Raw genomic sequence first — 12,149 nt, 5'->3', positions numbered from 1 at the left:
CCACGCGCTCGTCCCGGCTGCCGGAAGGGCAGTCGTCAGGCGCGCTGGCCACGGCGTCAAACCCACCACCGCAAGGTAGGGGGGAATCTCCCCCGTTCACGGGGGAGAGATCTTCAATCGTCGGCCTTCTGCCCGGCTGCTCGGCCGAGTTCGCGGGTCAGGGCGTTCTCGTCCCGGCCCAGCAGGGTCTTTTCCAGGCTGTGGTCGTCGGAGCGGGAGATACGCTCGCCCTCGGCGAAGTCGTCGGTGCCGAGCACCTGGCCGCACCACTCCCCACGGCCCACGGTGTGGTCGTCGAACGGTACGACCGCGCCCTCCCCGAGAGACACCCACCGGTCCGCGTCCCAGCGCAGGGCGAGGATGTAGGTGTGGCCGGGGACCACGCGGGGGGCGTCGCCGGCCAGGTCGTCGACGCGGGTCGTGCCGTCGGAGCGGAGGACCTTCCAGCCGGGGGCGACGTAGTCGACGGTGGAGCCGGGGGAGGGGTGGTGGGTGCGGCGGCGGGAGGTGAACGCGACGGATTCGCGGGTCAGTTCCACGGTGCGCTCCAGCTGGTACCGGTACGCCCCGGCCGCCAGCTCCTGCCGGTCGCTCTCCCGCTCCCGTACGGCACGTCCGACGATCACGACATCGGCGTTGCGCACCCAGTCCTGCGCGGTTTCGGACGGATACCGATTGACCGGAAGACCACACCCGTTGACGGTGTCCAGGCCCTGCCAGCCGACCAGTACGCCGGCGACGACACCGACGGCGGCGAGCACCGCGACGGCCGGGCGGCCCGCCGCTCTGGCGGGAAAGGGGTTTCTGCGCATCCGTTGATCTTGAGCGGCCCGGAGCCGTCCGGCCGTGGCGGAAGCCACACCTCCGGTCACAGCCGTGTCACAGACAGCCGTTCCGGATGGCCGGAGGAGTGCCCGGAGTCCTAGGCGGTTCGGGTCCGGGCCGTGGTGATCGTCGCCGTGGTGTAGTGCATCGTGAACGTGCCGCCCGCCGCGTCGATGGCGGCGCCGATACCCGCCAGCACCTCCTCCTGCTGGGCCGGCTGGAGCAGGGCGTAGGGAAGACCGTGCGGGCCGAGGTCGACCTGCCGGGGTGGCTGGCCCTGGTGAGGGCTCGGAGGCCGGTGACGGCGAGGGTGTAGAAGCCCCTCTGGGCCGGCGGGCCCTGGGTGACCGCGCTTTCGAGTCCACGGTCACCCAGAGCCGTTGGGGCAGGTGTTGGCTACTGCTCGACGCCCAGCGTGAGGGTGCCGGAGTAGCCGGAGGAGGCCGAGCTGCCCAGGGCGGTGAGAGTGAGGAGGCCGGACGTGGCGCCTCCGTCGTCGTAGATCGAGTCCTGGGCGAGGGTGGTGCGGGTGACCGTGTTGGTCGAGTAGGGGGAGACCTTCGCGACGGCCGTCGTGATCGTCTCGTTGAAGAAGAGCTGGCCGGTGTGGAGTTCCTGGCCGCCGGTGAACGAGCCGTCGGAGGTGAGCGTGACGCCGGTGTGCACCTTGACGTGGATGTGCACGCAGCGGCCGCGGTACCAGCCGGGGTAGATCGTGGTGATGCTGGCGAGGCCGCTGGAGTTGGTCAGCACGCCGCCGCGCAGGAAGGTGCCGTCGTCGGGTTCGCTGTGGCCGTTGTTGCCGACGAACCCGGAGTACTCGCCGAGCGCGTCGCAGTGCCAGATCTCCACCAGGGCGTTGGAGAGCGGGGCGCAGGTGTCGTCGTCCACGACGGTGAGCGCCAGCTTGAGCGGGGCGCCGGCCTTGCCCTCGGTGATGTCGGCGCGGACGTACTGTCCGTCGAGGTAGTAGGGGCCTTCGGTCATCTCCTTCGTGAGGGTGCAGACGGCCGCGGCGGCTACGGGGGCCGTGTCCGTCTTCTCTGTGGTGGTGGCGGCTGTGGCACCGACGGCCAGCGTCGCGGCGGTGGCGCCCGAGGCGATCAGTACGGTGCGCCGCCCGAGGGGGTGGGGTGTTCCTGTCGTGTCTGTCATGAACACGGCACAGTAGGAATGGTTCCTGTCGGGAGGCTGTCAGTTCGGCAAAGTGACGTCTCGTCAAGTTCCTTGCCGGGCAAGTGTCGACGCAGCGCTGCCGCCCGTCGGCGGGACCGGCGGGCGGCGGATCGGTCTCCGGGGGCGGTTTCCGGCGCTCCTAGCTGACGTTCCTGAAGGTCCAGGCCTGGTAGGGGTCGCCGTACTCGGGGGCCAGGGCGACGCGCGGCGGGTAGATCCGCAGCAGGCTCATTCCGAGGCGCATGGGGGCGTTCGGGACGCTGATGAAGTAGGTGTCGCGTTCCGCGCCGGGGAGGAGCGTCCATTCGCGGGGGGCGGGCTCCAGGATGGCCAGCTCGTGCATGTCCGGCTCGCCGTCGTAGCTCACCTGCGAGGGCGTGCCGGGGAGGCTGATGGTGTGGCCGCCGTTGCCGTTGCTGCTCACCTGCCACGTCTGCGCGAGGTCACCGTCCGGCGGCAGGATCACCAGTGGCGCTCCGGGCCTGAGCTCGATGGCGGTGAGGAGCTGCTCCTGGGTGAAGGCGATCTGGTAGAGGCCGTTGGGCAGGGACATGTCTACTCCGTGTCTCTGGGCGTCGCGCCGGGTGGCTGCAGTCCGTGAGCGAATCAGAGCGGATCACCAGGAACCAGAAAAATCTCCGCACTGCACACGTTTGTGTGGCATATGATGGCAAAGGGAGGAGGGGTGGGGAGAGTGGTGCGGGGATTTCCTCGAAGAGTTTCGAGTGGTTGCGCGGACCATTGACGCGCAAGGGGTTCGATTCTACGGTCCCGTCCGACGACGCGACTGTTGTTCGGTATGACGAACGGCGAACCCCACTGAAGGACGTCCGCATGAGCCGCACCTCCCGCAGAGCCGCGCTCCTCTCCGTCCCGGCCGCGATCCTGCTGGCCCTGACCCCTTCCACCGCCTCTGCGTATCCCAACCCCGGCACGGTCACCGGATCGACGGTCGTGCACGACCCGACGATGATCCGCACCTCCGCCGGCCGCTACCTCCTCTACGCCACCGGCGGCGGTCTCGCCTACCGCACCTCCACCGACCGCATCGCGTTCAGTGCGGGCGGCGACGCGTTCTCCACCACGCCGAGCTGGTGGTCGTCGTATGCCACCGAGGCCTGGGCGCCCGACATCTCGTACCACGGCGGCAAGTACCTGATGTACTACGCCGTCTCGACCTTCGGGTCCAACACGTCCGCCATCGGGCTGGCGGGTTCGACGACCGGTCTGCCGGGCTCCTGGACCGACTACGGCACGGTCTACACCTCCACCACCTCCAGCGACTACAACGCCATCGACCCGAACCTCTTCGTGGACGACGACGGCAAGTGGTGGCTGTCCTTCGGCAGTTGGTGGACGGGGATCAAGATGATCCAGATCGATCCCTCCACCGGGAAACAGCTCTCCTCCAACACCACCCGGTACTCCATAGCCTCCCGACCGACCGGGACCAAGGCGGTCGAGGCGCCCTACATCGTGAAGCGGAACGGCTACTACTACCTCTTCGCCTCGTACGACACCTGCTGCGCCGGCACGAGTTCGACGTACAAGGTCAAGGTCGGTCGCGCCACCAGCATCACCGGGCCGTACTACGACCAGAGCGGCGTCGCGATGACCAACAACGGCGGCACCCCGGTGCTGGAGTCGCACGGGAGCATCATCGGCCCCGGCGGGCAGTCGATCATGAACGACACCGACGGTGACCTGATCGTCTACCACTACTACGACGGCAACGACAACGGCACGCCCAAGCTCGGCATCAACCTCCTGAACTGGAGCAGCGGATGGCCCGTCGCCTACTGATCGAATCCGTCTGACGGAGCGCTCAGCCCGCCTGCCCCATCCCTGCCGCGTTCGGCCAGCTCTGGGCGTTGGGCCAGCCCGTCGCCGGGGCCGGGGTGAGGCCGTTGGTGCCTCTGACCTGGGCTGCGGTGAGGCCGCCGCGGGCGGGGACACCGGGCGGGGTCGGGCCGGTCGCGGGCACAGCGGCCGGGACGGGAGCAGGGGCTGGGACCGGGGCCGGCATCTGGGCGGCGGCCGGGATCTGCGCCGGGATCTGCGCCGGGAACTGGGTCGGAATCTGCGCCGGGACCTGAGCGGGGAACTGGGCCGGGACCGGTGCCGCCATCGGCTGCGGGACCTGCTGCGGGACCTGCTGTGGAATCTGGCGCGGAATCTGGGGCGGGACCTGCTGTGGAATCTGCTGCGGAATCTGGGGCGGGACCTGCTGGGGAACCAGCTGGGGAACCTGCTGCGGGACCTGCTGGGGAATCGCCTGCGCCGCCGCCGGCATCGGCATCCCCGCGCCCGTCGACTGGCCGGCCTGCGCGGCCGCCGGTATCGGCATGCCGGCGCCGATGGCCTGGGCGGCGAGGCCCTGCATGCCCGCCCCGTTCGTCGCGCTGACGAGTCGGTCGACTGCCGCCGTGCCCGAGCTGTAGCTGGTCCCTGTAGCCAGCTCGGGCACGGCGGTTCCCCTCCTGGTCCCGTAGAGCACCTGCTCCAGGCCGGACACCAGGCGACGCACGTCCACCTGGGGGCGCACCACGAGACGCAGGAAGCGGCTGGACGAACCGACCTTGTTGCCGCACTCGCGGACCAGGATCCGGTGCTCGGTCAGCATCCGGTCCCGGACCACGGTGCCCTCGGCGCCGACGGGAAGGCGCACGAAGAGGAAGTTGCCCTGAGAGGGGTAGACCGTCAGGCCGGGCAGTGAAGCGAGCTGGTTGGCCATGTCCAGGCGGTCGCGGCGCACCTGCTGGAGGCTCTGCGCGTACTCGGGGCCGTGCTCCTTGAGCATGAACACCACGTGCTCCGCGAAGGAGTTGAGGTTCCACTTGGGGAGCATGGAGCGGACGCGGCCGGCCAGCGCCGGGTTGGCGACCAGGTAGCCGAAACGTATGCCGTGCAGGCCGAAGTTCTTGCCGAGGCTGCGCAGGACGACGACGTTGGGCCGGAGCATCGCCTCCTGGACGACGCTCGGTTCGGCCTCCGCGTCCGCGAACTCCAGGAACGACTCGTCGATGACCACCAGGTCCAGGTCGGCCATCGCGTCCATGAACTGCACGAGCGCGTGCTTGTGCAGGAAGCCGCCGTCGGGGTTGTTCGGGTTGCAGATGACGGCGACCCGGGTGCCGCGCTTGCGGATGAACTCGGCGTACTGCGCGAGATCCAGGGCGAAGCCGCTGGACTCCTGGAGCGGGAACATGTCGACGCGCTTGCCGGTCTCCATCGGCTGGTCGGTCCAGCGCCCGAAGGTGGGGACGGGGATGGCGAGGGACTCGCGGACCAGGAGATGGTCGATCCAGGTGATGAGCTCGGTGGAACCGTTGCCCATCGCCACGCACTGCGGCGGCAGCTGGAGCAGGTTGCACAGCTCGCTCGTGATGGTGTCGGCGCTGCTCGGGTAGTACGTGATGATGTCCCGGAGCCGGGCCGCCATCTCGTCGAACATCGCCGGGGTGGGGAAGTAGGGGTTGCAGGGGATGCAGAAGTCCACGGGGCCCGATCCGTCGCCCTCCCGCGTCAGCGCCGCCATCGACGGACTGTGCGCCGCTGTGCTGCGGAACAACGAGGTGACGTTGTCGGCCATGGAACCTCCGTATGGGGCGGGCCCGGCGGGGACGACCGGGCCCGTCGTCATTGGGTGGCCCGCGCGGGGGAGCGCGGGCCGCCCTTACATACGGAGGCTGGGGTGGCGTTGTTCAACGCGTGTGAAGAAGGTGTGGCTTCGGGAAGGCCCGCCATCGCGCCCCAAAGGGGCGTGGGGAACTGCGCGACCAGCCCCAACGGGCCCGCAGTTCCCCACGACCTTGTCAACGGAACGACCTGATCAGCGGATAGGCCGCACCAGCGGAGCGCCTACGCGCTGAAGGTGTGAATCGTCGTCGTCCGGTAGGTCTGCCCGGGCCTGAGCACGGTCGACGGCCACGACGGCTGGTTCGGCGAGTCCGGGAAGTGCTGCGTCTCCAGGCACAGGCCGTCGCCCTGCCGGTAGGTGCTGCCGGAGGTGCCGACGAGGGTGCCGTCGAGGAAGTTGCCGGAGTAGAACTGCAGGCCCGGCTGGTCGGTGGCGATCTTCAGGGTGCGGCCGGAGCTCGGGTCGCGCAGGGTGGCGATGTGCTCGGGCCGCGCCGTGACGCCCTTGTCGAGGACCCAGTTGTGGTCAAAGCCCTTGGCCTGCACCTGCTGGGGGTGGCCCGCGCGGATGTCCCGGCCGATCGGCTTGCCCTTGCTGAAGTCGAAGGGGGTGCCGGAGACCTTCGCCAGTTCGCCCGTGGGGATCAGACCCGTGTCGGTGGGCGTGTAGCGGGACGCGGCGATCGTGAGCTCGTGGTCCTCGATCGTGCCGCTGCCCTCGCCGGCGAGGTTGAAGTACGTGTGGTTGGTGAGGTTGACGACCGTCGGCTTGTCGGTGGTGGCCTCGTAGTCGATGCGCCAGTCGCCGTGCCGGTTCAGCGTGAAGGTGACCTTCGTCTTCAGCGTGCCGGGGTAGCCCATCTCGCCGTCGACGCTCGTGTAGTACAGGTGCAGGCCCACGTCGGAGCCGGACGTGAAGCCCTCGACGTCCCACACCCTGGTGTTGAAGCCCTTGGCGCCGCCGTGCAGGGTGTTGACGCCGTCGTTGACGTTCAGCTGGTACTGCTTGCCGTCCAGCGTGAACTGCCCCTTGCCGATGCGGTTGCCGTAACGACCGATCGTCGCGCCGAAGAAGGTGGTGCCGGCGACGTAGGACGCGAGGTTGTCATAACCGAGCGAGACGTTGGCGTAGCGGCCGTGCCGGTCGGGGATCTCCAGGGACTGGATGATGCCGCCGTACGACAGGACCTTCAGCCGGGTCCCGCCGTTCTCCAGGGACCAGCGGTAGACCTTCGTGCCGTCGGCCAGCGTGCCGAAGAGCTCCTTCACCGGCTTCCTGCCTCCCGAGGCGGCCTCTGCAGTTCCTGTGCCGAGGGTGGTCGCGGCGATGCCCGCCGCCGCTGCACCCGCGATGACCGTGCGTCTGTTCAGTTCCATCTAGCGGCTCCTGTAAAGGAAGGGCCCCGCCGTTTCCGGCGGGGCCCGAGCTGACTTACGAACCGGACTTGCGCTTGTTCCACACGTCGAAGCCGACCGCGGCCAGCAGGGCGAGTCCCTTGATGACCTGCTGCCAGTCGGTGCCGACGCTGAGGAGGTTCATGCCGTTGTTCAGCACGCCGAGGACCAGACCACCGATGATCGCGCCGAGGACGGTGCCCACACCGCCGCTCATGGACGCGCCACCGATGAACGACGAGGCGATCGCCTCGAGTTCGAAGTTCAGGCCGGCCTTCGGAGAGGCCGCGTTCAGGCGGGCGGCGACCACCAGACCCGCCAGGGCCGCGAGCATGCCCATGTTCAGGAAGACGTAGAAGGTGACCTTCTTGTCCTTGACGCCGGACAGCTTCGCCGCCGGGAGGTTGCCGCCGATCGCGTAGATGTGGCGGCCGAAGACGGCGTTGCGCATGACGTAGCCGTAGCCGACGACCAGCACGCCGAGGATCAGCAGCACGATCGGCGCGCCCTTGTAGCTGGCGAGCAGCATCGTGACCCAGAGGACCGCGGCGACCAGGGCGACCAGCTTGAGCAGGAACAGCTTGGCCGGCAGCACGTCCAGCGAGAACTCCTGCTGGCGCTTGCGGTCGCGGATCTCCTGGAGGACCACGAAGACGATCACGGCGATGCCCAGCAGCAGCGTGATGTTGTGGTAGTTGGTGTCCGGGCCGACCTCCGGCAGGAAGCCGTTGCCCATCTTCTGCAGCCCGTCCGGGAACGGACCGAGGGTCTGCCCCTTGAGCAGGATCTCCGTGAGACCGCGGAAGAGCAGCATCCCGGCGAGGGTGACGATGAACGACGGTATGCCGAGATAGGCGATCAGGAAGCCCTGCACCGAGCCCGCCACCGCGCCCACCAGCAGGCACAGCACCAGGGCGACCGGCCACGCCATATGGTGCTCCACCATCAGCACCGCGGCGAACGCGCCCACGAACGCCGTCAGCGAACCGACCGACAGGTCGATGTGGCCCGCGATGATCACCAGCATCATGCCGATCGCGAGGATCAGGATGTAGCTGTTCTGCAGGACCAGGTTGGAGACGTTGCGCGGCAGCAGCAGGTCGCCGTCGGTCCAGACGGCGAAGAGGACGACGATCAGGCCGAGGGCGATCAGCATGCCGTACTGGCGCATGTTCCGGCGCAGGCCGTCGAGCATCAGCGGCAGCAGGCTGCCGTCCCCCGTGCCGCCGCCGCTCTTCCCCGGCGGTGCCGCGGCGGGGGTCTTGGTCACATCGGTGCTCATCGCGTTACCTCTTTGTCCTTCGTCATCTGACGCATCAGCACTTCCTGCGTGGCCTCGGCCCGGGAGAACTCACCCGTCAGCCGCCCCGCGGCCATGGTGTAGATGCGGTCGCACATGCCGAGCAGTTCGGGCAGCTCGGAGGAGATGAAGATGATCGCCTTGCCCTCGGCCGCCAGCTTGTCGATGACCGTGTAGATCTCGAACTTGGCGCCCACGTCGATGCCGCGGGTCGGCTCGTCCAGGATCAGCACGTCCGGACCCGCGAAGATCCACTTACTGAGGACGACCTTCTGCTGGTTGCCGCCGGACAGCTTGCCCACCGGCTCGAAGACGGTCGGCGCCTTGATGTTCATCGACTTGCGGTAGCGCTCGGCGACCTGGCGCTCCTCGTGCTCGTCGACCATGCCTCGCTTGGCGACCTTGTTCAGGGCGGTCAGCGAGATGTTGCGGTTGATGGTGTCGATGAGGTTGAGGCCGTAGTGCTTGCGGTCCTCGGTGACGTACGCGATGCCGTGGCCGACCGCCTCCGCGACGGTCTTCGTCCGGATCTCCTGGCCGTCCTTGAGGACCGTACCGCCCGCGTACCGGCCGTAGGAGCGCCCGAAGACGCTCATCGCGAGCTCGGTGCGGCCGGCGCCCATGAGGCCCGCGATGCCGACGATCTCCCCGCGCCGCACGTGGATCGACACGTCGTCGGCCACCTTGCGCTGCTGGTCGATCGGATGGTGCACGGTCCAGTCGCGGATCTCCAGGGCCGGCGCCGCGCCCTCCTCAGCCTCGTGCGGGGTGCGCTCGGGGAAGCGGTGGTCGAGATCGCGGCCGACCATCCCGCTGATGATCCGGTCCTCGGTCGTCTCCTCCGCCTTCACGTCGAGCGTCTCGATGGACAGCCCGTCGCGGATGATCGTGACCGAGTCGGCGACCCGGCGGATCTCGTTCAGCTTGTGGGAGATGATGATCGAGGTGATGCCCTGCTTCTTCAACTCCAGGATCAGGTCCAGGAGTTTGCCGCTGTCCTCGTCGTTCAGGGCCGCGGTCGGCTCGTCGAGGATGAGCAGCTTCACCTTCTTCGAGAGGGCCTTCGCGATCTCCACGAGCTGCTGCTTGCCCACGCCGATGTCGGCGACGCGGGTCTCCGGGTGGTCGTTGAGACCGACCCGGCGCAGCAGCTCGCTGGCGTGCCGCAGGGTCTCGTTCCAGTCGATGAGCCCGCCCTTGGCGTGCTCGTTGCCGAGGAAGATGTTCTCCGCGAGGGAGAGGAACGGCACCAGCGCGAGCTCCTGGTGGATGATCACGATGCCGTGCTGCTCGCTCGCCCGGATGTCCTTGAAGCGGCAGACCTCTCCCTCGAAGAGGATCTCCCCTTCGTAACTGCCGTGCGGATGGACGCCGGAGAGCACCTTCATCAAGGTGGACTTCCCCGCGCCGTTCTCACCGCAGATGGCGTGGACCTCGCCCTGGCGGACGGTCAGCGTGACGTCCGACAGCGCTTTCACACCGGGAAAGGTCTTGACGATCGAGCGCATTTCCAGGACGGGTCCCGCCATGGTCGTGCCTTCCAATCAGTAAGAGATCAGTGGGACCGGTGGTTACTTGAGCTCGCTCTCCGTGTAGTAACCGCCGTCCACCAGGACCTGCTTGTAGTTGGTCTTGTCGACGCTCACCGGCTGGAGCAGGTAGGCGGGGACGACCTTTGTGCCGTTGTCGTAGGTCTTGGTGTCGTTGGTCTCCGGCTTCTTGCCGTTGAGGACCGCGTCGACCATGTTCGAGGCGACCTTGGCCAGCTCGCGGGTGTCCTTGTAGACGGTCTGCGTCTGCTCGCCCGCGATGATCGACTTCACCGAGGCCAGCTCGGCGTCCTGGCCGGTCAGGACCGGCAGCGGCTTGCTCGCGGAGCCGTAGTCGTCCGACTTCAGCGCCGACAGGATGCCGATCGAGATGCCGTCGTACGGCGACAGGACCGCGTCGACCTTCTTGCTCGAGTACGACTTGGTGAGGATGTCGTCCATGCGCTTCTGGGCGGTGGCGCCGTCCCAGCGCAGGGTGGTGACCTGGGTGAGGCCGGTCTGGCCGGACTGCACGACGAGCTTCTTGCTGTCGATGTACGGCTGGAGCACGCTCATCGCGCCGCCGAAGAAGTACTTGGTGTTGTTGTCGTCGTTGGAGCCGGCGAACAGCTCGATGTTGAACGGGCCCTTGCCGTTCTTCAGCCCCAGCTTGTCGACGATGTAGTTGGCCTGGAGCTCGCCGACCTTGGTGTTGTCGAAGGACGCGTAGTAGTCGACGTTCTTCGTGCCGAGGATCAGCCGGTCGTAGGCGATGACCGGGATCTTCGCGTCGGCGGCCTGCTGAAGGACGTTGTTCAGCGACTTGTTGTCGATCGCGGCGACGATGATGGCCTTCACGCCCTGCGTGATCAGGTTCTCGATCTGCGAGACCTGCTGGTCGGGGTCGTCCTCGCCGAAGACCAGCTTGGTCTTGTAGCCCTTGGACTCCAGGTTCTTGACGACGTTGTTGCCGTCGGCGATCCAGCGCTCGGAGGACTTGGTCGGCATCGCGATGCCGATGGTCCCGCCCTTGGCGTCGCTCGAGCTCTCCTTGCTGCCGCCTTCGCCGCTCTGGCCGCAGGCGGTCAGGGTGAGGGCGAGGGAGGCGGCTCCGGCTATGGCGGCGAGTGCGGCTCTGCGAGTACGCATGATCATCATCCTTGATGTGTGTGGGGCAGGGCTCGGTCTGGCGGTACGGAAGACACTCGACGAGCGGTGCGGAGAAGACCGAGAGAGAGGGTGTGTGGGATTGTGTTCGACTGCGTCTACTTCTGTGAAGGGGGTTTGTCCGGAACGTTATGCGGAAGTTTCGAACCGCTTCAGTGTTCCGGGCAGACGCGAACCCAGGGGCGCCATCTCGCCGTTGGCTCCGTGCCGCGCGAGCAGGTCCAGCGCCAGCCGGCCCCGCCGCACCCGCTCCCGGGCGGTGGACAGCGTCACGTCCCGCAGGTGGTGCCCGTACGGGTAGATGGCCGGAGCCTTGGCCAGTCCGAACTTCAGGTAGAGCGGTGCGCCGCGCCGGATCAACTCGGCGACCTCGTACATCCGGATGTAGCCGCCGAGGTCGTCGGGGGCCTCGATGTACATGTCCATGGGAGCGGCCGACAGCCGTCGGATCTCGGTGAGATGAGCGAGCGTCAGGTCGCTGGGCACGTTGACCGAGTCGGCGCCCAGGCCCTCGTACACGGCGTACGCGGCCGGGTTGACCGGGCCGATGAGCGCGGACACCTTCAGCGTGGTGTCGGCCGGGATGATGCCGGCCAGACGCGCCCGGTGCAGCGTCCACAGCACGCCCTCGTCGGCGACGAGGAGGCACTTGACGCCCAACTCGGTGGCTCTGACGGCGTCTTCGACGCAGCCGGCGACCGCGTCGTGGCCGCGGGCCCGCAGCCCGGCGCCGCGCGAGTCGGTGCGCACGCTGCCGCCGATGTCCCAGGTGCCGCGCGGTCCGGTGAACAGGCAGAGCTCGATGTCGCGTTCGGCGGTCGCGTCGACCATCTCGGTGATCTCGGCGTCGGTCAGCATCCACACGCCGCTGCCCTGGCTGATCCGGTGGATCGGCACGTCCAGGCGCGAGGCTTCCTTCAGGACGACGGCCAGCGCTTCGGGACCCTCGCACGAGGGGATCTCGGTGCGCCAGCGGCCACCGCCCGGGAAGCTGTGGGGCGAGGCGTCGGCGGGGTCGAGGGCGGGTGCGCCCAGGCCGAGCGCGGCGAGCGCCTGCTCACCGGGTCGACGGGCTGCCGGGGCGGAAGCGTCGGTCACAAGCTGTCCTTCTTGTTCGG

10 protein-coding genes are annotated in these 12,149 nt (G+C 68.1%); 1 reads left to right on the top strand and 9 read right to left on the bottom strand.

Features of this window, described 5'->3' with window-relative positions; all coding sequences use genetic code 11:
- Window positions 1-113: 113 nt before the first annotated feature.
- From ABT114_RS36530 to ABT114_RS36520, 3 genes are all read right to left on the bottom strand, one after another.
- Window positions 114-812: a hypothetical protein gene (locus tag ABT114_RS36530; protein ID WP_351147451.1), complete on the bottom strand. Its 699-nt coding sequence runs from the start codon at window positions 810-812 to the stop codon at window positions 114-116.
- Between the two features lie 409 nt (window positions 813-1,221).
- Window positions 1,222-1,980 (bottom strand): intradiol ring-cleavage dioxygenase, encoded by a 759-nt coding sequence (locus ABT114_RS36525; protein WP_351147449.1) that lies wholly within the window; start codon window positions 1,978-1,980, stop codon window positions 1,222-1,224.
- A 160-nt stretch (window positions 1,981-2,140) separates the two neighbouring features.
- A complete protein-coding gene (locus ABT114_RS36520; protein WP_351147447.1) occupies window positions 2,141-2,554 on the bottom strand; it encodes a ricin-type beta-trefoil lectin domain protein in 414 nt (137 codons plus the stop codon).
- A gap of 281 nt (window positions 2,555-2,835) precedes the next feature.
- Between ABT114_RS36520 and ABT114_RS36515 the strand changes: the two genes are divergently transcribed.
- The gene (locus tag ABT114_RS36515; RefSeq protein WP_351147445.1) at window positions 2,836-3,804 is read left to right on the top strand and encodes an arabinan endo-1,5-alpha-L-arabinosidase; all 969 of its coding nucleotides are present in this window, start codon (window positions 2,836-2,838) and stop codon (window positions 3,802-3,804) included.
- Window positions 3,805-3,826: 22 nt separating this feature from the next.
- On the opposite strand, the gene ABT114_RS36510 is transcribed toward ABT114_RS36515, so the two are convergent.
- The 6 genes from ABT114_RS36510 to ABT114_RS36485 all read right to left on the bottom strand — a co-directional run bounded on the left by ABT114_RS36510 (window position 3,827) and on the right by ABT114_RS36485 (window position 12,129).
- Window positions 3,827-5,593, bottom strand: a complete 1,767-nt coding sequence (locus ABT114_RS36510; protein WP_351147443.1) for a pyridoxal phosphate-dependent aminotransferase — start codon at window positions 5,591-5,593, stop codon at window positions 3,827-3,829.
- A gap of 269 nt (window positions 5,594-5,862) precedes the next feature.
- Window positions 5,863-7,017, bottom strand: coding sequence for an aldose epimerase family protein (locus ABT114_RS36505; RefSeq protein ID WP_351147441.1), 1,155 nt, complete (start codon window positions 7,015-7,017; stop codon window positions 5,863-5,865).
- A gap of 55 nt (window positions 7,018-7,072) precedes the next feature.
- A complete protein-coding gene (gene mmsB, locus ABT114_RS36500) occupies window positions 7,073-8,317 on the bottom strand; it encodes a multiple monosaccharide ABC transporter permease (protein WP_351147440.1) in 1,245 nt (414 codons plus the stop codon).
- Window positions 8,314-9,864: a multiple monosaccharide ABC transporter ATP-binding protein gene (mmsA, locus tag ABT114_RS36495; protein ID WP_351147438.1), complete on the bottom strand. Its 1,551-nt coding sequence runs from the start codon at window positions 9,862-9,864 to the stop codon at window positions 8,314-8,316. Before mmsA ends, mmsB begins: the two co-directional genes overlap by 4 nt.
- Before the next feature lie 42 nt (window positions 9,865-9,906).
- Complete coding sequence (chvE, locus tag ABT114_RS36490) at window positions 9,907-11,013, bottom strand: multiple monosaccharide ABC transporter substrate-binding protein (protein WP_351147436.1); 1,107 nt, start codon at window positions 11,011-11,013, stop codon at window positions 9,907-9,909.
- Window positions 11,014-11,160: 147 nt separating this feature from the next.
- Window positions 11,161-12,129, bottom strand: a complete 969-nt coding sequence (locus ABT114_RS36485) for a hypothetical protein (RefSeq protein ID WP_351147434.1) — start codon at window positions 12,127-12,129, stop codon at window positions 11,161-11,163.
- Window positions 12,130-12,149: the final 20 nt, after the last annotated feature.

This window comes from Streptomyces sp. NPDC002088 (assembly GCF_040296605.1).
Classification (GTDB): Bacteria; Actinomycetota; Actinomycetes; order Streptomycetales; family Streptomycetaceae; genus Streptomyces.
Note: the sequence above shows the minus strand (reverse complement) of the source record. Positions and strands in the feature narration are given on the sequence as shown.

Excerpts from the sequence above, each read along its gene's own strand:
- chvE (WP_351147436.1), bottom strand. The coding sequence starts at position 11,013 with ATGCGTACTCGCAGAGCCGCACTCGCCGCCATAGCCGGAGCCGCCTCC.
- ABT114_RS36520 (WP_351147447.1), bottom strand. The coding sequence starts at position 2,554 with ATGTCCCTGCCCAACGGCCTCTACCAGATCGCCTTCACCCAGGAGCAG.
- ABT114_RS36530 (WP_351147451.1), bottom strand. The coding sequence starts at position 812 with ATGCGCAGAAACCCCTTTCCCGCCAGAGCGGCGGGCCGCCCGGCCGTC.
- ABT114_RS36510 (WP_351147443.1), bottom strand. The coding sequence starts at position 5,593 with ATGGCCGACAACGTCACCTCGTTGTTCCGCAGCACAGCGGCGCACAGT.
- ABT114_RS36525 (WP_351147449.1), bottom strand. The coding sequence starts at position 1,980 with ATGACAGACACGACAGGAACACCCCACCCCCTCGGGCGGCGCACCGTA.
- mmsB (WP_351147440.1), bottom strand. The coding sequence starts at position 8,317 with ATGAGCACCGATGTGACCAAGACCCCCGCCGCGGCACCGCCGGGGAAG.
- ABT114_RS36505 (WP_351147441.1), bottom strand. The coding sequence starts at position 7,017 with ATGGAACTGAACAGACGCACGGTCATCGCGGGTGCAGCGGCGGCGGGC.
- mmsA (WP_351147438.1), bottom strand. The coding sequence starts at position 9,864 with ATGGCGGGACCCGTCCTGGAAATGCGCTCGATCGTCAAGACCTTTCCC.
- ABT114_RS36515 (WP_351147445.1), top strand. The coding sequence starts at position 2,836 with ATGAGCCGCACCTCCCGCAGAGCCGCGCTCCTCTCCGTCCCGGCCGCG.